The sequence below is a fragment of the Streptomyces sp. GbtcB6 genome (assembly GCF_019091475.1).
GTDB classification, from domain to species: Bacteria; Actinomycetota; Actinomycetes; order Streptomycetales; family Streptomycetaceae; genus Streptomyces; species Streptomyces hyaluromycini.
The window spans coordinates 24354-48064 of record NZ_JAGXJL010000025.1; the positions used below are offsets into that span (position 1 = coordinate 24354).

Annotated in this window: 17 protein-coding genes and 1 pseudogene; 9 read left to right on the forward strand and 9 right to left on the reverse strand. The window is 65.3% G+C overall.

All coding sequences use genetic code 11. From position 1 onward, the window contains the following. Positions 1 to 126: 126 nt before the first annotated feature. Both KVT45_RS58180 and KVT45_RS34060 read left to right on the forward strand, forming a co-directional pair. Positions 127 to 1680 (forward strand): AAA family ATPase, encoded by a 1554-nt coding sequence (locus KVT45_RS58180; RefSeq protein WP_308310940.1) that lies wholly within the window; start codon positions 127 to 129, stop codon positions 1678 to 1680. 218 nt (positions 1681 to 1898) lie between these two features. Continuing rightward, on the forward strand, positions 1899 to 2597 hold the full coding sequence (locus tag KVT45_RS34060; protein WP_217553014.1) for an HNH endonuclease: 699 nt from the start codon (positions 1899 to 1901) through the stop codon (positions 2595 to 2597). Between the two features lie 118 nt (positions 2598 to 2715). Here KVT45_RS34060 and KVT45_RS34065 read toward each other — a convergent pair whose 3' ends face one another. From KVT45_RS34065 to KVT45_RS34085, 5 genes and pseudogenes are all read right to left on the reverse strand, one after another. Next, entirely contained in the window at positions 2716 to 5796 is a 3081-nt protein-coding gene (locus KVT45_RS34065; protein ID WP_217553015.1) for a type I restriction endonuclease subunit R, read from the reverse strand. 3 nt (positions 5797 to 5799) lie between these two features. Continuing rightward, entirely contained in the window at positions 5800 to 7029 is a 1230-nt protein-coding gene (locus KVT45_RS34070; RefSeq protein WP_217553016.1) for a restriction endonuclease subunit S, read from the reverse strand. Further along, a complete protein-coding gene (locus tag KVT45_RS34075; protein ID WP_217553017.1) occupies positions 7022 to 8593 on the reverse strand; it encodes a class I SAM-dependent DNA methyltransferase in 1572 nt (523 codons plus the stop codon). The genes KVT45_RS34070 and KVT45_RS34075 overlap by 8 nt, the downstream gene beginning before the upstream one ends. A gap of 443 nt (positions 8594 to 9036) precedes the next feature. Beyond that, positions 9037 to 9287, reverse strand: a pseudogene (locus tag KVT45_RS34080) (transposase); the annotation flags it as partial. 1251 nt (positions 9288 to 10538) lie between these two features. Further along, positions 10539 to 11165, reverse strand: a complete 627-nt coding sequence (locus KVT45_RS34085; protein WP_217553018.1) for a hypothetical protein — start codon at positions 11163 to 11165, stop codon at positions 10539 to 10541. Between the two features lie 254 nt (positions 11166 to 11419). On the opposite strand from KVT45_RS34085, the gene KVT45_RS34090 reads away from it, so the two are divergent. Next, the gene (locus tag KVT45_RS34090) at positions 11420 to 14059 is read left to right on the forward strand and encodes a valine--tRNA ligase (protein ID WP_217553019.1); all 2640 of its coding nucleotides are present in this window, start codon (positions 11420 to 11422) and stop codon (positions 14057 to 14059) included. Positions 14060 to 14120: 61 nt separating this feature from the next. Here KVT45_RS34090 and KVT45_RS34095 read toward each other — a convergent pair whose 3' ends face one another. From KVT45_RS34095 to KVT45_RS34105, 3 genes are read right to left on the reverse strand one after another with little or no spacing between them, the layout of a single operon-like run. Next, positions 14121 to 14969 carry a glycosyltransferase family 2 protein gene (locus tag KVT45_RS34095; RefSeq protein ID WP_308310941.1) on the reverse strand — a complete coding sequence of 283 codons (849 nt, stop codon included), beginning with the start codon at positions 14967 to 14969 and terminating at the stop codon, positions 14121 to 14123. Then, entirely contained in the window at positions 14911 to 15747 is an 837-nt protein-coding gene (locus tag KVT45_RS34100; RefSeq protein ID WP_217553020.1) for a class I SAM-dependent methyltransferase, read from the reverse strand. The genes KVT45_RS34095 and KVT45_RS34100 overlap by 59 nt, the downstream gene beginning before the upstream one ends. Positions 15748 to 15787: 40 nt before the next feature. Beyond that, a complete protein-coding gene (locus KVT45_RS34105) occupies positions 15788 to 17149 on the reverse strand; it encodes a hypothetical protein (protein WP_217553021.1) in 1362 nt (453 codons plus the stop codon). A 519-nt stretch (positions 17150 to 17668) separates the two neighbouring features. Between KVT45_RS34105 and KVT45_RS34110 the strand changes: the two genes are divergently transcribed. From KVT45_RS34110 to KVT45_RS34135, 6 genes are all read left to right on the forward strand, one after another. After that, positions 17669 to 18832, forward strand: a complete 1164-nt coding sequence (locus KVT45_RS34110; protein WP_217553022.1) for a helix-turn-helix transcriptional regulator — start codon at positions 17669 to 17671, stop codon at positions 18830 to 18832. A gap of 18 nt (positions 18833 to 18850) precedes the next feature. Next, positions 18851 to 19576 carry a 5-formyltetrahydrofolate cyclo-ligase gene (locus tag KVT45_RS34115; RefSeq protein ID WP_217553023.1) on the forward strand — a complete coding sequence of 242 codons (726 nt, stop codon included), beginning with the start codon at positions 18851 to 18853 and terminating at the stop codon, positions 19574 to 19576. Positions 19577 to 19759: 183 nt separating this feature from the next. After that, entirely contained in the window at positions 19760 to 20692 is a 933-nt protein-coding gene (locus KVT45_RS34120) for a hypothetical protein (RefSeq protein ID WP_217553024.1), read from the forward strand. A gap of 120 nt (positions 20693 to 20812) precedes the next feature. After that, positions 20813 to 21562, forward strand: a complete 750-nt coding sequence (locus KVT45_RS34125; RefSeq protein ID WP_217553130.1) for a DUF317 domain-containing protein — start codon at positions 20813 to 20815, stop codon at positions 21560 to 21562. A 263-nt stretch (positions 21563 to 21825) separates the two neighbouring features. After that, positions 21826 to 22125, forward strand: a complete 300-nt coding sequence (locus KVT45_RS58185) for a hypothetical protein (protein ID WP_217553025.1) — start codon at positions 21826 to 21828, stop codon at positions 22123 to 22125. A gap of 89 nt (positions 22126 to 22214) precedes the next feature. Next, positions 22215 to 22925 (forward strand): hypothetical protein, encoded by a 711-nt coding sequence (locus KVT45_RS34135; protein WP_217553026.1) that lies wholly within the window; start codon positions 22215 to 22217, stop codon positions 22923 to 22925. Between the two features lie 108 nt (positions 22926 to 23033). On the opposite strand, the gene KVT45_RS34140 is transcribed toward KVT45_RS34135, so the two are convergent. Further along, entirely contained in the window at positions 23034 to 23423 is a 390-nt protein-coding gene (locus tag KVT45_RS34140) for a hypothetical protein (RefSeq protein WP_217553027.1), read from the reverse strand. Positions 23424 to 23711 lie beyond the last annotated feature (288 nt).

Sequence of the window (23711 nt, forward strand, 5' to 3'; positions counted from 1 at the left end):
GGGGCCGGCGGACCTCCCTGTCCTCTCCTTAGGCTGGCAAGCGGTACTGCGCAAGCGGCGCGGTAGGGTGCGCATCCAGCGCCGTCGATGTGCGCCCACCCGCCACCAACCCCGGAGGCCCGACGCGTGCAGTTCCTCGTCCAGTCATACGGCAGTCCTGTGCCCAGCGGCCCAGAAGCCTTGGTACTAGAGGCCGACGACTGGGACGACTTCGGCTACCGCACCTCGTACCACCTTTGGTACCGGACCCCGACCGACACCTGGAATCTGGGCCCGGTGAAGATCGCGGTGACTGGCCAGGAGGTTGGCACGGCTTCCTTCGAGTACGGGCGCTACGACGATGGGCTGCCCGGCGAGTTCTTTTCGCTCGGCCAGTCCGACAACTACTACGACGAGATCAGAAAGCTCGGTGGTGACAAGCGCGTCGAAATCCTCGAAGCCCTCTGCGACCTGGCGTATTTCCCCAACCGAATCCAGGACGCGAAGCAACACAGGGTTACGGACGTCTCGCTACTGCGAAGTGTGGAAGAGCAAACAGTCAGGGCGCAGTTCAACCGCATCGCACGGGGCGGGGTCCGGCTGACCGAATACCGATTCCGATACGATGCACCCGGGCAGGACGTGAGTGGTGGTGTCAACTTCCAAGTGGTCCCGGAGTCCAGCCCATCGAGCAATATCCACGTCCTTATCGGCCGAAACGGCGTCGGTAAGACAACCCTGCTGCGCAACCTCGCTGGCGCAGTTGCCCGCCCTGATCTGGATGGCCGCTTCGGAAGCGTCGCCATGCTTCCCACGTCTAACTCGGGGGCTGCCGAACAGTTCACCAACGTCGTCTCTGTCACCTTTAGCGCCTTCGACCCGTTCGTCGATCTCGAATCCCTTGCCCCTGACGCTGAGAACGCCTCACCACGGGCGGCGTCATACGTCTACGTCGGACTTCGAGGTGGCGTGGACCACAACTTCTTCGCGGAATACCGCACCACCCTGCAAGACGGGCTACGGCAAGACTTCAATGCGGCCCTTTCCGAGGTCTTTACGTCGCGTTCCCTGATGGACTGGCGCGAAGCCATGCTGCTACTAAGCCGAGACCCCCAATTCGCCCATTCCGGCATTGCAGCATTCGCCCGCGATATACGCGGCGGCATGAGACTGCACCCCAACCAGGTTGAGGACTTGACCGCTGATTTCTCGCAGTTGAGTTCGGGGCATGCAATCGTGGCGCTGACGATGACGCAGCTTGTCCACAGTGTGGCTGAGCAGTCACTCGTTCTCCTGGACGAACCCGAAGCGCATCTCCATCCGCCGCTGCTGGCCTCCTTCATACAGGCACTGTCGAAACTGCTCACTGACCGTAACGGTGTGGCCGTCGTGGCCACCCACTCGCCCGTTGTTCTGCAGACGGCCCCGCGCTCGTGCGTCTACAAGCTGATCCGTTACGGGGAAACCAGCAGATTCGAACGGCCCCAGATCGAGACCTACGGGGAGAACGTGGGCGCGCTGACGCACGAGGTGTTCGGGCTGGAGGTTATGGACTCCGGCTTCTACGCGGAGATCACCAAGGCCGTCGCGCGAATGGACTCCTACGAACAAGTGCTGGCCCACTTTGGCGGACAGCTGGGCAGTGAGGCGAGGGGCTTGGTCCGTATCCTCCTCGCGGAGAAGACGAATGGGGCCGTGTGATGTGGCCTCTAAAGATTCCACTGATCAAGGCCGCGGACAGTTATAGGGCGTGCGTCGCTACCAGCACCACGAGGGGCGACCGTCGCAAGAAGCTACTGAACGCCTCCGACACGGTACGGAGAGCAGGCCAGAGACTTCGGGAGGCAACCTCCGTCAAATCCTTACACGGCCTGGATGATGGCCATTTCGCGGTACCTGGGATAGACGCGGAGCGTTTCGTGAAGTGGGTCTACGGCAACGGCATGAGCACTGTCGCTGGCGCCAAGATCCGCGGTCAGCTCATGGCCGCTCCACCCGACGCACGGTGTCCGCTGTGTCGGCAGGGAATCGTCTACCAGCTCGACCACTTCATGCCGAAGAGCCTCTTCCCCGCCCTGTGCGTGGACCCGCTCAACCTGGTCCCGGTGTGCGAGCGGTGCAACCTCATCAAGGGAGACCAACTGCCCGACCAGCTGGAGAACACGCTCCTGCATCCCTACCTGGACCGGATATCCCATGAGCGGTGGCTTGATGCTCGTACCGCCCATGATGGCGAGATGGTCCGACTGGAGTTCTTCGTCACTCCTCCAGCCACCTGGGACGCCACCCTCGCCGCTCGGGTCGCCCACCATTTCCAGCTCTTCGAACTAGGCCAGCGCTATGCCATCGCCGCAAACCGCGTCATCGGAGACCTGACGTTCCGCGTTGACCGGCAGCGGGTACTCGGCGCGGACATGGTCCGCACTTACCTTCAGGACGAAGCGCACTCTCGCTTCGCCTCCGACGCCAACAGCATCGAAGGTGTGACCTACGCCACCCTCGCGGCCGACGACCGCTATTGCCAAGGCCCTGCCGCAGCCAGTGGCTCGGTTAACAGTGCTCGGCCCGTTTCCGAGACGAATCAGCGGCACGGCTCAGGGCACATGGCGTCGAGTTGATGAACACGCGTGTCCAACTATGAGTGCGTTGGACGCGGCCGGAGGGTAGAGCACGGCCCCCAGCAACGCGGTGAGGCCCGACTACCGCCATACAGGTTGCCGGGCCTCCGTACATTCGTCAGTCGACGAGGTAGTGGGCTTCGATGTAAGCGACGGTGGAGTCATACGGCTCCCCCACCGGCTTCAACAGGTACCGGCGGAAGACCGCAGCAGTGCCACGGCGAACGCCTCGGTTGCGAGCGTCAGCGTTGTCCCATGACTGGGTGAGGGTGCGGGTGACTACCTTGTCGATCTCCTCGGCCAGGTTTCGCTCCAGCACTGTGAGTCCGGGCGGTGCGTGGTCGTGGATGATCCGTGACAAGACCCCCACGTGGTCGTCGTCCAGCACGACGACGGCTTCGGCGGGGTGCTTCTCGGCGTCCACGATGGCGCGTGCGACTCGAAGTGCTTCGGACAAGAACTCCAGGGCGTCCTGGGAGTTCTGGATGATCCGGTCCCGTAGCAGCCTGATCCGCACCGGGAGGGCGGTGTACTTCGCGGACCCTGGTTCGACGCCCCTTTCGAGGGCGGCCTTGATGTGGTCCAGGATCTCCGCAGCGGACGGCGGAGTCTTGTCCTTGCCCTCGCCCCTGCTGGGCTTGGGGCGGACGAGGGCCAGCAGTTCCTTGAGGATGGCGATGCCCTGGGCGTCCAAGACGAGGGCTTCCTCCTGAGAGGCGACCACGGAGAAGGAGTGGACGTGAGCGTTGATTATCTCCAGGACCATCGGCCCCAGCTCGGCCAGCCGTTCCTTCCTCTCCTCGTCGGAGGACCTTTTGAACAGGGTCGTGTACACGGACCCGAACAGCCCGAAGCCGTCCCGGAACTTGACGACCCGCTTGTCGGTGTTTATGAGCGGGTACAGGCGGGCCAGGAGCCGGTAGTCCTTGGTGAACACCTCGGCGGCGCCAGGGTTGGCGTCCAGAAAGACGTTAATGGCACGCACGGACTCGTATCCGTGGACCGTGAGGTCCAGGTCGTCCACGTCCGCGAGGAGGTCCTCGATGCGGGCGAAGGTGGTGCGGAACTCAGCGACCAGCTCGGACACGTCGGTGACGAACCCGCCACCCTTGCTGGCAGCCGCCTCCGAAGTGGGGTCGACGACGGCCCGCTGGACCTCTTCAGCCAGGCCGATGTAGTCCACGACCACGCCTGAGGTCTTCACGAACCCGGTCGGAGACACCCAGGTGCGATTGGGGCGGGTGATCGTCTGGAACAGGTTGTGGGCTTTCAGCGGCTTGTCCAGGTAGAGGACGCCCTCGTTGGGGGCGTCGAACCCGGTCATCAGCTTCGCGGTCACCACCAGAAAGCACAGCGGGTTGTCCGGGGTGAGGAACCGCCGCTTCTGCTCCTCCTCCTCGGCCTCCGAGAGCTGGAACGGCCGCATGGCGCGGTCCTCGTCCTTGGCGTCCGAGACGGAGATGTTCACCTCTGCGGTGATCCGGTCGTGCTTCCCGACCTCGGCGAGCACCTGGGACGCCTCGAAGCCGGCCAGCAACTCGTTGATCTTGTCCGTGTACGCCACGGCCAGCTCACGGTTGTAGGCGACGACCTGGGCCTTGAGGCCGTTTCGGTAGGCGCCGGCCAGGTAGTGGTCGACGACGTCCTGGCACACTGCGTGAATGCGCTCCGGGTTGGTGAACACCGAGGTGAGCCGCCCGAACTTGCGGGACAGAGCCTCGCGGTCGGGGTCGTCGAGGTCGAATTCGTCGGCGAACTGGTCGAACTCGGACTGCAACGCCTGGTCGCGCATCTCGAAGAGGACCGGGTGCGGATCCAGCATGACCGGGACGGTCGCCTCGTCCAGCAGAGACCGGGACACCGAGTACCGGTGCAGCACCCTGCCCGGGTCGGTCTCCTCGCCGAAGAGTGCGAAGGTATCGGTGGCAAGGTTCCTGACCGGTGTGCCGGTCATTCCGAAGAACTTCGCGTGCGGCAACGCTGCGCGCATGTGCCCGGCGAGGGACTGCGACCTGGCGGACTGGGTGCGGTGTGCCTCGTCGACCAGCACGATGATGTTCCCCCGGGTCGACAGGTTCTTGCCCGCGTCGGCGAACTTGTGCACGGTCGTGGAGATCACGCCGCGGACGTCGTCGGCCAGCAGCGCGCGTAGCTTGGCGCTAGTGGCGGGTTGGTGGAAGTAGGCGTCCCCCATCGCGGAGGTGAATACCCCAGAGGTCTGCCGGACGAGCTGGGTGCGGTCAGACAGAAGAATGATCGTGGGTGACTCGGTACGGGTGTCGGTCAGCAGCAGGGAGGCAGCGAACACCATCAGCAGCGTCTTCCCGGACCCCTGGTGGTGCCAGATCAGCCCCTTCGTCCCGCCGGCCAGGACCCTCTCGTGGATCAGGTGCGCGGCCTCCATCTGTGGGTAGCGGGGCAGGTACTTCTTGTCCGTTCCACCCCCGGACGTGTCGAACAAGGCGAAGTTCGCCAGCATGTCCAGGATGGTGGCCGGGTTGAGCAGCAGTTCGACGGAGCGCTGGACGTCAGCCTGGCCGGACAGGTTCTCGTCGTCGGTAGTGGACCGGAACGGCTGCCACAGGTTCGTGGGCGCGCCGACGGCACCGAACCGCAGCTTCAGCCCGTCGGAGGCGATGGCGAAGACGTTGGGGGTGAAGAACCACGGATACTCGGTGGCGTACACATCGTTGATCTCGCGGGCGGCATCGGCCCACCCGGACTTCGCGGTCGGTGACTTCACCTCGACCACTACCAGAGGTAGGCCGTTAACCCAGTACACGAGATCGAACCGGCGGGATGTCTTGCCGGGGACGGTGATGGTCACTTCGTCCGAGACGACCAGCATATTGGCGGTCGGGTGCTCGAAGTCGATGACCTTTAGAGCGTGCCACACGCCGTCGGTGTCCCGGAACTCCTTATGCCCGCGCAGCAGACGCAGCACCTGCTCGTTGGCCCGCACCAGCCCGCCTTCAACGGCGTTGACCGTGGCGACGATCTCCTCGACCACCGCGCTCACGTCGAACCCGTCTATCATCCCAGGGTTTAAACGGACGATGGCGTCCCGTAGCTGGCGGGCGAGCACCGTCTGCGTCGTCTCACGCGGCAGCGACCTGCCCGCTGCGAAGCCCCACCCCATCGGGAGGGACCACTGGATCACCAGGTTCTGGAACTCACGCTCCGGAATGCCCTTCACCACGGCTCAGACCCCCTGCTCGGCGGACTCGATGTCGATGCTCCGATCCAGCAGACCCGACAGCAGCCCCGCCCGGACATTACAAAGACGGGCCTCCTCAGCACGGATGGCAGTGATCCCCCCGACCACGGCGCCGCACCGCCAGACGTACTCGCCCTGCTCAGGAAGCGGCGGAACGGGCACTCGAACGGCGCCGAAACCGCGTTTGTTGATTGTGACCATCGATTTGCTAGTTCCGCCGGACGTGCCCGAGATTCGTGTCCGCAGTTCGCGCGATGACAAAGCATGCTCGAGGTAGCCCGTGGAAACGCGGGACTCGTCCACGCGAAGGCGCCACATCATGTCATTCAGGACCGTCCCCTCAGGCACGTTTTTTGCGATAGCAACGAAGCCAACGCGCTCCGGCGTGTTTGCCCGCGTGATGAGTAGGTCCCCGTCCTTCACCAGATGACTAGGCGAGAATGTGGCATCCTCTGTCAGCGACTTGGCCTCAGAAGGCTTGAACCAACCACGCTGCACGGCGCTGCTCTTCAGGATTCGGTACTCGTCCTCAGCAGTGGCTTCCCCCGCCGCTTGAACGCTTTTGCCGTTGTCGATCCCCAGCAGTACGTCACTGATGGGCTGGTGATCCGTCTCTGGCAGATCTGAGCGCAGGGAATCCAGAATCGCCTCCAGCGCCTCCGATTCGGTGTTGAGTGCGGCGATCTGGTCGTCGACCGCGCCGATGACCTCGACGATCCGCTTCTGCACTCGCAGCGGAGGGATGTCCATGACGATGTTGAGGAAGTCAGTCGGCTTCACCCGCTCACGCCTGCCACCCATCCCCTTGGAGGCCCCCTGCAGGGCATCCCACATGGATTGCGTCGTTGTGAGAATGCGAAAGAAGTCGGGATCTGCGTCGGGCGCGAAGGCGAATGTGGGGAACTCCTGTGACGCGAACGATTCCGGCAGGTCGTCGGGCGTGATAGTGATCGCGCCCTCGAACGCCTTGAGCCGACTGTAGACGAGCACGCCTGGGCCGATCCGGTTGAGCTTCTTGTAGGAGGTTGAGCTCCCGGCGACGGGCTCGCGGTAGAGCAGCCCTCGCCCCCTGTTCAGCACCCCCACGGTTGGGTATGTCTGTTCCGGGTCCACGTCCACGAATTCCACATTCGACGTGAGGAACCGTGCCAGAGGCGCCCGGACCCAACCCTCCTGTACCCGGGCGGCATTGTCATTGCTCGTCGGGTCACTCATCGAAGCCCTCGATCCCCGCGTCGGCGAGCACGGAGAGCATGCGCGCCTCTGTCTTCTGACGTTCGGCGCGAGCGAGGTTGTAGGCATCGATGAGGGTGCCGAGGTCTTCACTCTCAGCGGCGGCCTGCTTGATGTACCTGCCGATGTTCAGGTCGTACCCGTTCGCCACGATTTCCGTACTGGGCACGAAGCGTGCTGTCAGGCCGCCATCGCTGTCGGGGTCCACCGGGTTGCCGTCGGCATCGAACTTCGAGTTGTAGGCGGTCACCGTGTCAGCGATGTCCGCGTCGGTGAGGATGTTTCGGTTCTTGGCCTTGGAGAACCTCTTGGAGGCATCGACGAACAGCACCCCGCCCTGACGCTCTGGGGCCTTGGTGCCGGCCGCTCGAAACACCAGGATCGCCGTGGGGATGGCGGTGCTATAGAAGAGATTCGCCGGCAGCCCAATGACGGCTTCCAGGAAGTCGTCGTTCAGGACGCGCTGGCGGATGGCTGCTTCCTGGCCGCCGCGGAATAGGACGCCGTGCGGAAGGACGACGCCGGCGCGGCCCTTCTTCGGGTCCATGCTGGCGATCATGTGCTGAACGAACGCCCAGTCCGCTGACGACTGCGGGGCGACACCGCCAATGGCGCGGGGGTCGTTGGTCCAGGGCTTCCACTTCAGGCTGTACGGCGGGTTGGCGAGGATCACGTCAAACTGCGCGACGGACCCGTCCGGCTTCTTGAAGCGAGGGTCCTTCAAGGTGTCGCCGACCTCGACCTTGAACTGGGTGAGGTTGTGCATGAAGAGGTTCATGCGTGCCACACCCGCAGTGTCCGGCACGGCCTCCTGCCCATACAGGTTGAGCGTGTAGCCACGCCCGCCGTGGGCCTTCAGGAGGTTCGCGGAGGCGATGAGCATGCCGCCCGACCCACAGGTTGGGTCGTACACCGACTCGTAGCCCTTGGGGTCCAGGACCTCGACGATCAGCTCGACAACCTCGCGCGGGGTGAAGAACTGACCGGCGCGGGTGCCAGACCCGTCGGAGAACCGCTTCAGCAGGTACTCGTACGCCCCACCGAGCACGTCGTGGGACATGTTGCCCTCGTGCATCTTCGGGGTGCGGTCCATCGCTTGCATGACCGCCGCCAACACCTCACCCGACAGCACCTCTTCGGAGGTCCAGGTCATAGACCCGAACAGGCGGGAGAACTTGCCAGGGTTGGCCGTCTCGATGGCTTGCAGGGAGGCGCGGGCCCGCTGGCCGAGGCCGGGCTGGGTGATGGTGTCGAGGATCGACGACCAAGGGGCGCGACGCTGCTGGACGGTGCCTGGGTGGATGAACGGGATCTCGAACAACTGGTAGTCGCGGTACTCGATTTCGTGGGCTTCCTCGGCAGAGAGGTCGTTCAGGTCGTTTTCGGCCAGGAACTCCTCGTGATGGTGCTCCCAGGTGTCCGACAGGTACTTCCAGAACATCAGCGGGAAGACCACCGAGGAGTACTGCGCTTCGGGCAACGCCACACGAAGCTCGTCTGCGGCGTCCCACAACCGGTTCTCGATCTCCTGCTGCGTCACTGTCATCAGTCGGGGGTGTCCTTGCTCGTCAAAGGTGGCGACCCGAAGGCCGTGGTGTTCCTGCTGGTCACCCTATTTCCGGCGTGCCCAGCATGTACACGCCGGACATATTCTGTCGGGTGAATAGCACGTGGGGCGTCGCATTCCCTGCGCGGGCGACTCGCCAACGATATCCACCCCGAGAGCCACAAAAGGTGGCAGACGAACCAATCGAACAGCGCGGGCACAGCAGTGGCCATCCATCCCCTGCTGGTTGATCTTCTTCCCGTTCCAGCAGGCTCCCCGCCTGAGCCACGCCGTCGGACTCCTCGGCCAGGCACGCGCCACGATGGCCACCCCGTCCGCGAGCCAGCCCAACCTCACCTCGAGCCGAGATCAGTCGTGAACGGCGGCGACACGGAAGTCTCCTCTGAAATCGAGCTAGAGGCTGCCCCCGTATGGGGCGTGAGTTATCCAGTGAGGGCCAGGTTGTGGAGCTGGGCGATGCCGAGCATGGCCTGGTGGACACCGTTGCCCTTGAGACGGCAGTCCCGTAGGACTTCCAGTTCTTCAACCGCGACAGGGCGTGTTCGACCCGGGCTCGAGCCCGGCGGTGGACGGTATTCTCCGCTTCCTGCTGTGGGCTGAGGTAGGTCTGACCTCGTCGTCTGCGGTGCGGGATGAACAGTCCGGTGCCTTGGTATCCGCCGTCGGCGATCGTCGGGGCTCCGCGGCAGACCCGGTCCACCCACGACTCGGCAAAGGCCCGGCAGTCGTTACAGAGGCGGCTGATTCGAGCGACGCCGAGACTGATTCGTGGGCGCATCAGTGGTGGAGGCGACGCAAGGTGTCGGGACCGGTTGCCCCCAGCATGCTATCCAAATGTTCGTCCGGGGGTTCGGGGACCCTCGGGGATGTCCTGACCTGCGGTGGAACAGGTGGCGGTCGAGGTTTCGGACGGTCCTGGACGGAGGGTCTCAGCGGCTGCGCGGCGCGCCGACGGCAGGCGAGGTCCACGCCAATGACGGGGGCCGTACGCGAGTGCCGTGCCGGCCGAAAGGGTCACGCCCGGCGACTCGTCTATCCGCGCGATCGACTTCCACGGTGCCAGCACCCGGATGCCACACAGGTGCCGGCGCGGACGACCAGTCGGGAGGTTCCGGATGTAGAGCCTGGAGGGCCTCCACTCCCATCCCGTGGTTCACGCCGCCACAGACGCACTCGCACGGCGTTTCAGGTGTGGCTAAGGCACAGCTCGGCGAGCCGCAGAAGGACGTATCGCCGTCGCCTGGGTGCTGTCGGCACAGGGGGGACCAGCACGGTGTCCGCAGGTACCAGTCGAGACAGCCGACCGCACCAGTCAGCTCACGATCGAGGACCGCCAGCATGACGGGAATGGCGTCTTCCCGCATGGCGACGGTGCTCCAGTAGGACACCGGCGGTGCGTTGCCGACGACCCACTCTCGGTAGCCAGAGGCGAAGGTACGGGCCATCGCGTGGTCACTGATCGCGCAGAGGTCCGTACTCAGTCCGAAGGGGCGGAAGTCGCCGATCGCCCGTGAGTCGTCGGAGAGATGAGCCCACCGGCTGCCGGTGGGGTGGCACTCGAAACTGCCGCCGCGTATCTCATCCCACTCGCGGACCATGCCGATCAGGACGGCCTCCGTCTTACGGCCGTCCGCAAGCCGTCTCTGCTCAGGGGGTGCCTTGGCCAGGGTCCGGTTGATGGCGGCTTCGGCCTGCTGGGCTTTCTGTGAGCTGGAGCCTGTCCTTCGAGGCGACGAAACCAAGCAGCGCACCTCCCACGACGGCGTACACGATGTTGAACAACCAGGTCATTGTCTCCCTGCCCGCTGCTGGGAAACTAGGAGCCAGCGCAGAAGGCTTGTCTCAAGTCGATGTGCCTGTATGGGAATTCGCGTGATCAGTTTCCGAGGAACGTCTCGCGTTGCTCGAACGTTCGGGCAGATCATTAAGCCCAACCGTGCCGCAGGGGGAGCTGGCCAGCCTGGAGTGCGTCACGCTGTTCGATGATCCACTGTTCGGCAAGGTCCACGGATTCCGGGACTGGTCGGTCCGTGGTGTCGAGCAGATGGGTGCGCCATCGTGGATCACCGGCATTCCAGCCGGTCCAGCGGCGCCAGGCCATCTCGGGCCAGCTGCCGTCGATGATGACGTCGGGCCCGTGAGACGGGTCAAGGGCGTGCTTGCGGTGCCATTCAGCCCAGCCGAGGTAGGCGTCGATCGCCTGGGCGTCCCACCGTCCGGGGTCGCGCTCGGCGAGGCGAGCGCGCCGGACCGGATCAGCGACGTCCACAAGGCACACGGCGATGCCGTCCAGTAGCGGGGCGGAGGGTGCGGCAAGCATCTCTCCCAAGGGGGACTGTCCAGAGAGCAGAAGATCGATGCCGCGGTCCTGGAATTCCAATGCGCGCCGCACCCACTTCTCGGTCATGCGGTGGCGCCAGTGCCGGTCGGCGCCCTCCGGTACACCGAGCTCGTCGAAGTCGTGCACGGCGATCTTCCCGATCCGGGCAGCCGCCGCGTACGCCAGGGTCGTCTTGCCCGAGCAACTGGACCCGGTGAGCTTCAACAGCATCGCGTCAGAATGCCGACAGCACGTCACCGCCCACGACCTATTTCTTCGAGCCACGCATCAGGGCGACGTCGCCGGCCTTGGAGCGGCTCGGGGATTTGCCGTTCTGTCGGGGCGGAGGGGTAGGCTGGGAACCGGCCGCACGGGAGTGTTCTTGGTCACACTTGGATTACCTCCGTGCGGCCACCTTTCAGTCCTGGCCATGTCGTGGGGTGCACGCAATAGTCAGGCGAGGCGAAGAGTGCCGGGGCCATAGAATGGCCGTCGTGACCGACAACACTCAGCGCCCCGACAGCGGGCTGAACAGCGCCCCCGAACTGCCGACCCAGTATGCGCCGGCCGAGGTAGAGGGGACGCTGTACGAGCGCTGGGTAGAGCGCGGTTACTTCGAGGCTGACGCGAAGAGTGACAAGCCCGCGTACACCATCGTCATCCCGCCGCCGAACGTCACCGGCTCGCTCCACCTGGGCCACGCCTTCGAGCACACGCTGATCGACGCCCTCACCCGCCGTAAGCGCATGCAGGGCTACGAGACGCTGTGGCAGCCCGGTATGGACCACGCCGGTATCGCGACCCAGAACGTCGTCGAGCGGGAGCTTGCCAAGGAGGGTAAGTCCCGCCACGACCTGGGCCGCGAGGCGTTCGTCGAGCGGGTCTGGCAGTGGAAGGCCGAGTCCGGCGGTCAGATCGCCGGCCAGATGCGGCGCCTGGGCAACGGCGTCGCGTGGAGCCGTGACCGCTTCACCATGGACGAGGGCCTGTCCCGTGCCGTCCAGACCGTCTTCAAGAAGATGTTCGACGACGGCCTGATCTACCGCGCCGAGCGCATCATCAACTGGTGTCCGCGCTGTCTCACTGCGATCTCGGACATCGAGGTCGACTACCAGGACGACGACGGCGAGCTTGTCTCTCTGAAGTACGGCGAGGGCGACGACACGGTCGTCGTCGCCACGACCCGCGCCGAGACAATGCTGGGCGACACCGCGGTCGCCGTTCACCCCAATGACGAGCGTTACAAGCACCTCGTCGGTCGACGCATCAAGCTGCCGCTGACAAACCGCACTATTCCCGTCGTCGCCGACACGCACGTCGACCCGGAGTTCGGCACGGGTGCCGTCAAGGTCACGCCCGCTCATGACCCCAACGACTTCGCCATCGGCCAGCGGCACGGCCTGGAGGCGCTGACCGTGATGGACGAGCGCGGTGTCATCACGGTCCACGGGCCCTTCGAGGGGCTTGACCGCTTCGAGGCGCGTTCCGCGATCGTCGCCGCGCTGCGCGCCGACGGCCGGATCGTCGCGGAGAAGCGGCCGTACGTCCACAGCGTCGGCCACTGCTCGCGCTGCAAGACAACCCTTGAGCCGCGACTGTCCTTGCAGTGGTGGGTGAAGGTCGAGACGCTCGCCAAGGCCGCGGGTGACGCGGTCCGCGACGGCCGGGTGGACATCCACCCCGCCGATCTGTCGCAGCGGTACTTCGACTGGGTCGACAACCTCAACGACTGGTGCATCTCACGGCAGTTGTGGTGGGGCCACCGCATCCCCGTCTGGCACGGCCCCAACGGCGAGACCGTGTGCGTCGGACCCGACGAGCAGCCGCCGAGCGGCGAGGGCTGGGAGCAGGACACCGACGTCCTCGACACCTGGTTCTCGTCCGGCCTGTGGCCCTTCTCCACGCTGGGCTGGCCAGAGAAGACCGCGGACCTGGCCAAGTTCTATCCGAACTCGGCCATGGTCACCGGCTACGACCTGATGTTCTTCTGGGTCGCCCGGATGATGATGTTCGGCCTGTACGCGATGGACGGCGAGATCCCCTTCCACACCATCGCGTTCCACGGCATGGTCCGTGACGAGCACGGCAAGAAGATGTCGAAGTCATTCGGCAACACGGTCAATCCGCTGGACTGGATGGACAAGTACGGCTCCGACGCTCTGAGGTTCACGCTCGCGCGGGGCGCCAACCCCGGTACCGACGTGCCGATCGGCGAGGACTGGGTCCAGGCGTCCCGGAACTTCGCCAACAAGATCTGGAACGCGACGCGGTTCGCGATGATGAACGGCGCCACGATCGAGGGCGAGCTGCCCCCGGCCGAGCAGCTGTCGGCAACGGACCGCTGGATCCTGTCCCGGCTGAACACGGTCGTGGCCGAGGCGGACGCGTACTACGACGACTACCAGTTCGCGAAGCTCGCCGATGCCTTGTACCACTTCGCGTGGGACGAGGTCTTCGACTGGTACGTCGAGCTGTCCAAGACGACGTTCATGGCCGGTGGTGACGCGGCCAAGGTCTCGGCACGCGTCTTGGGCGAGGTCCTGGACGTGACGCTGAAGCTGCTCCACCCGATCGTCCCGTTCGTGACGGAGACGCTGTGGACCACGCTCACCGGCCGCGAGTCCGTCGTGATCGCCGACTGGCCGGCGGACAGCGGGTTTCGCGATGCTGCGGCCGAGACGGAGATCGAGAGCCTTCAGCAGGTGATCACCGAGGTTCGCCGCTTCCGTTCTGACCAGGGCCTGCAGCCTGGCCAGAAGGTCCCGGCTCGCCTGGACCTGTCGGGTACGCAGCTCGCTGCCCACGAGGCCGCCATCCGTCAGCTGCTCCGGCTCCAGCCGGAGGGTGACGGCTTCAGTGCCACGGCGACCCTCCCGGTTGCCGGTGCCACGGTCGCGCTCGACCTGTCCGGCACGATCGACGTCGCAGCCGAGCGTAAGCGGCTGGCCAAGGACCTTGCCGCGGCGGAGAAGGAGAAGGCCCAGGCGGAGGCCAAGCTCGGCAACGAGGCGTTCCTGGCGAAGGCCCCGGACAATGTGGTCGAGAAGATCCGTACCCGTCTCACGAAGGCGGAAGAGGACATCGTCCGGCTGCAGAACCAGATCAACAACCTGCCGCCCGCCTAGCCAGACCAGCGAGGAAGCCCCGGACGCATCGTCCGGGGCTTCCTTCATATGGCGGTCGTCGCTACGGAATTCCCAAGCCTTCGAAGGGGCTCGACAGGGAGAACTGCCTCTGGGCGGCGACCGTCAGGGCCTGTTCGAGGTCGAACTCGGCCATTCGGATCAGATCGACGAGCCGGGACGGCTTCGAAGCGAGGACGAGGCGCGCGAGGTCCTCGGCCGCGCTATCGCGGTGGAAGTGATGCCGGAACAGATCGAGGTTCTTCTTCACCACCAGCAGGGTCATGTCGAACTCGGAGATCTCGGCGTTGGAGACCCGTCGTGTGCGCGAGTGGACCCGGTATTCGTGCAGCGGGCCAGCGATGCACACGATGTGGTTGGCTTCGCTTCTGCGGAATCGTCCGGCGAGGAGGTTCACGGCGAACGCCCAGTCCCCCCACTTCCGTACGTCCGGGTCGTAGAGACCGCCGTGGATGGCGTCGTCACGGCGGTAGACGATCGAGGTGGGTACGTGGTGCTTGCGCAGGATCAGTTCCTCGCGGCACGGGTAGGAGGAGATGGTGAGCCCGTCGAAGTCGCCGATCATCCGAGACATGGTGTGGACGAAGGCCACGTGCTGGTCTGTCTTGAGGAGCTTGACGGCTTGGTCCGGGTAGCTGCCGGCCTTCAGCAGCTCAGAGGCGGTGGCGAGCCGGTCGTCGGCGTCCAGCTGCATCACGTACTCGAAGGACGCGGCGTTGATGCCGGCGTTCCTGGCGGCGTGGTGTCCGCTGTGCTCCTGGCGGACGATGCGGACCTCGGCGCGCTCGGCGCAGAGCGAGATGGCACGAAGCGTGGGCTGGTCGTCGGAGCCGTCATCCACGATCACGACTTCGTACGGGAACGTGTGGGGCTGCTGGATCAGGGACTCCACGGCCTCCAAGAGGTAGCCCCCCGAGTTGAAGCAGGGGATGACGAAGCTGATCCCCTCGGGTGTACTCGACTTCATGGCATTCTCCCTGTCTCTGATCCGGCTGCCCGGCTGCCCGGCTGGTGGCGATGACGGTGGCTCGGGTCGCTTCGAAGCAGTTGCGCCCGGTTCGGCTGTCCTGTTCCGCGTGCTCGGACCAGAGCAGCGTGAGGTCCCAGCCGTCGTAGATCCGCTCGATGACGCGTCGGAAGGAGTCCGGGGAGTAGTCGGCCTCCCCTTCGATCCGTAGCGGTCGGCCGTCCGCGGACCTGCGGGTGATCCCCGTGAACACTTCGAGATAGTGGTGGTTCGCCCCATGCGCGTGAGTGACCGCGCTCGTGAGGAGGGACTCGACGTCGCCTCTTGCGAGGTAATGCAGGACGTCCTTGGCGACGATGACTCCGAAGTCCTCATCGACGGCGAAGTTCTCGGCGAGGCATTCCCGTGTTTCGATCCGGCGAGCCCAATCTCCTGCGCCGCTGATGCGCTGAAGAAGCGAGTCGCTGGGGATCTGATCGACGGCTACGACGCGGAATCCTGCGCGCGCTAAGGCGATGGTGTAGGTCCCGGCCCCGTATCCCAGATCCAATGCGGTACGTGGGGTCCCGTCTCCGATGGATTCCAGGAGGGCGTTGAACCGCTCCGAGGTGGCGGCCTGGAGGTTCTCCGCGGTGTTCCGGCCGCGCGGGATCGCGTCCGCGTAGAAGGCATGCACGGATGCCTTCGAAACTGGCTGATTCATGGATGACTCCTTTGTGCCTGAAAGTTGGAGCGGCCGGTGCCTAGAAAGGCACCGTGACCAGGCGTCCAGGAGCGAGTACCGACGAGGCGAGGGCCTCAGTGACCTGCATGGGCCGCAGATGGCTCGCAAGGGAACTGCGCTGCTCGGAGCCGCGCAGCCAGTGCTCCATGAGCTGGCGGTTGCTGTCACTGTGGAACAGCCCGTCGAACGACTCCTCCGACACGTACTGCTCGTCGGGCAGCAGCGAGGCATTGGCGCGTGTGGTCACGCGGGCGAACGCGTCGATCCCGTCCGCGCTGACACCACGAGGGATGTCGTAGCAGTGGACGTGGGTGGAGAACAGCGTCGACAGCTGGGCCTCCAGGTCGACGCTCGACGTGCGCCCGTTGACGTTGTAGAGGCCGTCCGGGAGTTCGACCCAGTCTCGGATGGAGGGGGTGGTCTGCTCGAAGGACAAGGTCCCGAGCGAGACGGTCCTCCCCGTCGTGGCGTCTACGAGGCGGAACGTGGAGGTCACATCGGTCTCGCCGAAACGGAAGCCCTCATCCGCGTCCGCCGACCACCGTGCGCCGGCATCCTCGAAGCGGCGGGCGATCGGCTGGGAGAGGCGCTGGTGTTGGTCGATGGGGAAGGCGCCGAAGGCGCTTACCTCCAACCGAAGTTGGCGCTCGGGGAAGAGCTCCGAGTTGAGGGACAGGATCTGGGTCGCGAGATCCACGTAGTGGTACGCGCCGTGCATCATCATCCCGTAGCCGTACTTGTACGGGTGATCGTCCCGGCTCTCGAACTCGCGCTGGAGGTTCCATACACCGCCGGCGGCCCGGAGATGGAAGGAAGTCAGGGGTGCCTCCCACCTCTCCATCCGGTCTCTCAGTGAGGCGACGACCTTCTGGTTGTAGATCTGGTGGTACCGGCTCAGCGTCATCACCGAATGCTCCGCGGGGGAGTCGGCAGCAACACCGATGAGTTCCTCCATGGTCTTCGTGATGTACGAGGGCTTGAACCGACCGTCGACGATGGGAGCCAGTACGGGCTTCTCGACCAGCGAGTCGATGTGGTTCTCCACGCAGAACCGCAGGTATGCCTCGTGAGCTCGCACCTCCGTGGCGATGTACACCTTGGTCGGTATGCCGGTTATTCGCAGGCGCTGGACGGCGGCCGCGATGATTTCCTGCGGCGTCTCCCGCACTCGGTCGCCGGAATCCGGCAGGTATACGACTCCTCGTGGCTTCAGGCTCGCGGCCTGTATGCGTCGGTCGATTTCCGTCCGCTGCGACTCCAGATCGATGATGGAGTAGGAGTCGATGTAGCCGGACCTGATGGCATCGCGAATGCACGGAAGGTACTTGTTGGCGACGATCTCATCGAAACCGATCACGATGAGGTGGTGAGCTGATATCACGGGACCACCTTTCTAAGGAGCCCAGAAGGCATGGCTGATGGGCTGGTTTTGGGCGCACGCCGCCAAAGGCCCGTATGGCAATGGAGGCAGCGCGTGAGTGATTCGGAATGCTGCGGTCTCCTGAACCGAAGGAGTCTTCTTTTCTATTCAGGAGTACCTGGAACGGGGTGAATTAGCGGAACGCCGCCGACGGGAATGGCAGCGATGCAACCTCTGTCGCGCCTACCTCGACGCGTCATGCGAAGTGCCGGGACCATCTGCCCGCCGTTCAGGCCCTGGACCGGACGCGTAGCGAGATGGCGGCCTACTCGCTCAGCTCGTGGAGCGGCGGAAACGAATGCGTCCTGCAGCATCGGTCATGGCCCTTCGGCGTGGGGGAGTGCAGAACCCCACTCAACCGAGCCAACTCCCGTGCTCCCAGAGCAGAATTGACGCACTGGTGATGCATCCGTGTGGCACCAGCGGGCATGACCTCGGTGTCCTTCGTACGAGACGGCTAGGAAGATGGGGGTCCGAGTCATGGCACGCAGGCGACAGCGCCTCGCCGAGCGACGCCAAGCCGTGGGCCTGACCCAGGAAGTACTCGCCGAGAGGCTGGGCGTGGACCGTTCCACAATCGTGCGCTGGGAGGCAGGCACGGCATCGCCACAGCCGTGGATGCGCCCACGCCTGTCGAATGAACTCCATGTGACGGTCGACGAACTGGACGATCTGCTCACACAAGAATCAGAGCCGGGAGGCCCGGCAGCGGAAACCCGGCAGCGGGCTCTCGACCCCGCACAGACAGATCTGACCACAGTGGCTGAGCTGCGGAGCGAATTCGAGGAGCTCGCAGCACGGTACGACCGCACACCGTCAGCCAGCCTCCTTGCCAAGGGCGGAGAACAACTCAGCCTGATCACCTTCATGGCGCGGAAGGCTCCTCGCGGACGAACAGAACGCGAGTTGCTTTCCCTCCAAGGCGACGCCTTCACGCTCATGGGACAGCTCGTCTGGGACGCCTCACAGAGACGCGACCACGCCACGGCACGCAGCTACTACGACCAGGGCGTTACGGTCGCCCGACGCCTGCGTGATCACGCTCTCGAAAGCCATGCTCTTCTGCGGACCTGCTACGTCGCGCTCTACGGAGCGCAAGACCCCCGGACGGGACTGGACCTCGCACTCCAGGCAGCGGCCACGGCCCGCTCGATCAGTCCGGCCCTGACCGGCATGGCTCTCCTTCACGCCGGCGAAGCTCACGCCATGCTCGGAGAAGCAAAGGACTGCGAGCGAGCACTCGATGCAGCCCAACGACATCTGGAGAGGTCCGACGGCTTGGATGCCGCAGCCGATCTCGTCTCCCCCGGCCAATTCGGCCGCCTTGCCGGATCGTGCTACCTCTCCCTGGGACAGCACCGACGCGCCCAGCAATTCCTGGAGACCACGGCCGCGGAACTGCAAGATCGGCGAAAGTCTCGCGCGATCGTGCTGGGCAACCTTACGCTCGCTTATATTCGCCAACGCGAGGTAGATGCCGCGGTGATCACGCTCGCCGAGGCCATCACGGAACTGGAGGAGACCCGGGGCGGGGGAGGGTTGAACGTGGTCTTCAGCGCCGCCAAAGAGCTGCGACCCTGGCGGCAGGACCCGGTCGTCGCCGACATCCATGACCGGCTGTTCGCGCTCATGGCAACGATGTAAGCGTAAGGAGAACCTGTTGTGTCCGCGACACACGATGACGCAAAGAAGCTCGTACGGACGCAGGTCTGGGATGCCCTCGACGCGGCCGGCGCGGTGCACGACGACACGGCCCACGGCCGCATACCCAACTTCAAAGGCTCCGAAGAAGCCGCTGCGCGGCTCGCCGGGCTTGAGGCGTGGAAGAACGCCACGGTCATCAAGGCGGTGCCGGACAAAGCCCAACTCCCTGTGCGTGCACGCGCTTTGGAGGATGGCAAACTCCTCTACATGGCCGTCCCGAAGCTGGCCACACCCAATCCCTTTTACCTCCTCGACCCGGCCGTCCTGGAAGTACCCCCGCATGAGGCAGCGAGCAGCCGCGTCGCGGCAACAATCGCGCCGACGGTCGAAGTCGATGCCCTGCGCCCCGTCAGCGTCGTGGTCCTCGGTAGTGTGGCGGTCAACCGCTCCGGTGTTCGGATCGGCAAAGGAGCCGGGTACTCCGACCTGGAGTTTGCGTTGCTCACCGAGGCTGGACTCGTCGGGCCGGAGACGCTCGTCGTCACCACGGTGCACCCCCTCCAGGTGATCGAAACCCCCATTCCATCCACGGAGCATGACGTGAACGTCGACGTGATTGTCACGCCCGACGAGGTCATCACCTGCAGCACGCCGCACCGGCCGCCAGGCATCCTTTGGGACCACCTTGAGGCGTCCAAGATCGCTGCGATTCCGGCCTTGCAGTCGAGGATCCAGGTGAAGTGATCACGAGCCGCTTATTCCTCCGGCAGGGCGGGAAGCGACTGCCCCAGTAGGCGAGGGGAGACGGGCCGTCAGCGCCAGCGACAGCGACAAGCCGGCGGCCCGTCACCAGGTCGTCATGGCCCGGCACTGCGTTCCAGCAAGCGTGCTGGAACCGGGTTGGCCCAGTTGGTCGTTTCTCAACCCATGACGATGGTCGCCCGACTCCAGTCCCAGGCTGAGCGAATCCCCCCTCGACGACGACTCTGGTCAGCCGGCGCGGCCGGCACCGCCTACTTCCTCTGCGGCATGGGCGCCGCCGTGCTCACAACGCCGCCAGTGTGGAAATCGATCTTCTTCGTCGGCTGGCTGGTCTTCTTATTCGCCTTCGTAGTCCTCGGCACCGGCGTGACCGCTCACCTCGATCCGGACACCAGACGCCGCTTGTTCACCTTGCGTAACGCCACCTCGGCGGCCCTCTATCTAGGGCTGACCGTCGTCGCGGGAGGAGTGCTCAGCGTTGACCGTACCGGGGGAATGGTGCTCCTCGCCCTGGTGGCCATCACCAACTACTTCCTCACCGGCAGGGGAGACGAGGAACTCATCCCACTGACACGACTGCACGCCCGCATCACCAGAAAAGTTGCCTTCCGGGTCATCGCCATCGTCTCGGCGACCATGGCTCTCGTCCTCTTCTTTTCCCTCAGCCGCCCGGAGCTCGACCAGCAGAACGCCAACTTCAGTTTCGCGATGGGCACGTTCCTCGCCGCAGGCGCCGCCTCCTTGAAGGTCCACTCTCGCGCGAGAAAGCTCTGCACACAGATCAACGCTCAAGCACGATCACTCATACAGGCACTGGATTCCCTGAACACTGCCACAGCCGACCAAGTGTCCGCCCACATGAACAGCGCTCGGCACGAATGGCATCAGTTGAGCCAGCTCCTGGAGAACCGCATTGAGACCGGACTTCCGCTTCATGGCACCGCACTACTTCCGGCCTCGAACAGGCGGCGTCTTGAGGGGATGGTGAATATGGCCCTCGTCGACACCCCACAAGGCACGTTGTTCCTCTCGCAGACTCGTGTGGAACTGCAACTGCTGGTCCAGGTATGCGCACGGCGAATCGACACGACACTCTGACTCCGGTCCTGACGCAATGCAGTTCGCCGGGGGCAGACAGGGAAGATCCCGAAATGACTGGTGCTTTGCGCCAGGACCATGCCAACGTACAACGCCCTGTCGGATACCGCTTTCGAGCCCATGGAGGCGCCCCTGCACCCGCACCACCTCAGCGACCGCTCCCGACCAAACTTGCCGGACCCGGTGTACTGGGTCACCCCGCGCCATCTCGCCGGTGACGACGGTGTGCTCGCCGAGCGGATCGACGACACCCTGACCGACCTCGGCTGGCGCATGTGGCCGACCTCCCGTCACACCCTTCTGTATGTAAGCCCGGACGGGCTGCGTGGTGCCGAGTGGATCCTCGCTGCCTATCCGTTCGAGCTGGGCGGTCTGCCCGTTGCCTGGCAGTTGAGCGCTCGCGGGCATGCCGCCTCCGCGGTGCCGGAGTGGAACGTGTACTTCACCACGGGTGTGCCCTACGAGGCGCTCGCCGATCTCCTCGTGGCGATCGACGCCCGTGAGGTGCCCGACGTCGGCGTCGAGGGGCCCGAGACGGTCCTCGACGCGCTGAGTGCCCGGGGCTGGATCCGCGATGTGGACCACCCTCGCACCGCTGCCACGGACCCCGGGTTCTCCTGCCATGTCTCCTTGGAGATGCTGCCGCCTCTCATCGACGACGCGGACCCGCGCCCTGACATGGTGGGCTGGCAGGCATGGGCGGACCCCGTCGTCAGCGCCCCGTATTTGTGGTGTGCCAGCTTCAGCGCCAGCGTCCCTCATGAGCTGGTGGCCGCCTTCGCCTCCTCGCTGGCCTCACCGGTCCCGGTGCCCCGCCGCATCGTGCCCGAGAACGCCGAGGGGCGGATCACCGTCGTCCGTCGCAGCTGACGACGTCCGATGCCAGAGGCGCCGCTGCTGTGTGGCTCGTCGCTGACCTCCCGAGTGTGAGCAGGTCAGACGCGGTGCGCTGCCGCACACGCCCGATGACAGAGAAGGAGAGGGTCTTGTTCTTTCGACGAGCTCGTGAGGACCGTGCATTCCGTGAAGCCCAGCGTGCGGGCTACGAGTTGCTGTTGCGGCTGCAGTCCGCGCAGCCGTGGCCCGACTGCCCCGAGCCAATCTCACAGGACCCTGCAGCGGAGGAAACGGCTGTGTCCGACCTCCTGCCGCCGGAGTTGCGGGTGCCGTCACGCCAGGAGGTGGCCGGGGTGATGATGCGCTGGCTGCAGCCGCTCGTCGTCGACGGTGAGGTCCGTGCGTGCCCTGAGTGCGGCATGTACCGGGACTGGATCGTCTTCTGCATGCGGGACGGCTCGATATGGCTGCGCTGCAGGTCTGGCCACGAGATGCAGGAGGCCGGCCTGGATGCGGTCTGGTTCAACCGCCACTCCGGTCCCGTCGACCGGTTCCACCCCACTCTCGAAGAGGGCCTGCGCCACCTCGGCCACTGAACCGCCGCACCCCCTGCCCCCCTTCGTATTGCCGGTGCCCGGAGGGCCGGCCTGGTCAGACCGTCCGTTCCTCCACAAAGGGGTTTCCTATGCGCGTTCACACCACGACCGTCCTCAGCCTCAGCGCCCTCGCCGTCCTGACCCTGGCGGGCTGTTCCCGCGGCAGGGCCACCTCCTCCGGCACGACGCCCTCCACGACCGTCCCGGTGCACCCAGACGGCCAGAGTGCCCCGGCGCCCACTCCCTTGTCCTCGACCGCACTGGCCAAGCGGCTCCTGGACGAGAGCGACCTGGGCGAGGGCTACGCCCGCACTCCGCAGCCTTCCGAGCAGCACGACGACGTGACCGTGATCGGCTGCCCAGCGCTGGAGAAGCTCGGCACCGAGGTTGCGGTCGGCGGCAGCCTCGACTTCCCGCACAAGGCGAAGGCGTCCTTCACCTATGCGGGCGGCAGCGACTCCGAGGTGGCCGAGGAGCTGTACAGCGACACCGGGGACAAACTCTCCCGGAGCGTGGGCCGGATCTTCGAGGCGATGACCTCCTGCCCTACCTATCAGGTCCTCGCCGGCAGTACTCCCGTCACGGTCACGACTCAGAAGGTGCTCGTCGCCCGGCTGGGCGACGAGCAGTGGAGCCAGCTGTTGACCTTCTCCGCCGGCGGGCGCAGCAGCATCGTCAAGCAGACGGCCGTCCGCACCGGGACGGTGGTCGTCGTGGTCTCCGGTAGCCCCGGCCTTGTCGACGCCCACGTGCGCAAGACGGTTGCCAAGGCCACGGGGGCGAGGTCCACGGAGCGATGAGGCGGGTCCGGCGGGCAGGCAGCTCGGGCTCGACCACCGCTTCTGGTAGCTGCTTCCGTCCTGTCGCAACCGCGGCCCACTTGTGGGCCGCCGTTGGCGTGCGGAGAGTTAGTTCTCTTCGTACAGGTAGCGGTATCGGAAGGGGTCTCGCGTGCGGAGGGCTTCGACCAGGCGCCCGCATTCGGCGTAGTCCTCGTCGGTCATGAGGGCGTAGACGTTGCTGGGCAGGGTGCCGTCGGGGAGCGGGTCGACGTACTTCGTGGCCAAGCCGACGAGGGCTTCCTGCAGGGCCCGGTGTTCGTGCACCAAGTCGTTCGCAAGCCGCTTCTGCGCGATTGCGGCGTCTATCTCTTCCTGGGTGCAGGTGCAGATGAGGTCGTGTTCGGCAGCGGTGAACGGGTTGCCGTCGCGGCGGTACAGGTGGTCGGGGTCGCGGCGGGAGGTGTCCCATTCGGTGAGGAGGACGACGACGTCGGGGCGTATGGAGAGTTCGGGCATGGGGTGATTCCTTGTGCGGTGTCGTGTGATCGGCCGGTGCTGGGGGGTTCGGCGTGGTATCGGCGGGTGATGCTCGGGGCGTGGGGTGCGCCTTGGTCCGGGGAGGCATGGACTACGAGGGCGAAGTGTCTTCGTGCCGGGCGCTGGATGGAGGTCGGTGCCCGGCACGACGCGCGCTCGGCTGAGGAGCTGGCGCCGCGCCGAGGAGAGTGGCGTGGGGCGTCAGGAGCCGCTGCGAGGGTCGTTTGATGCGCCGGGCCCGGGATGTGCTGGAGTTGCTCACCCCCC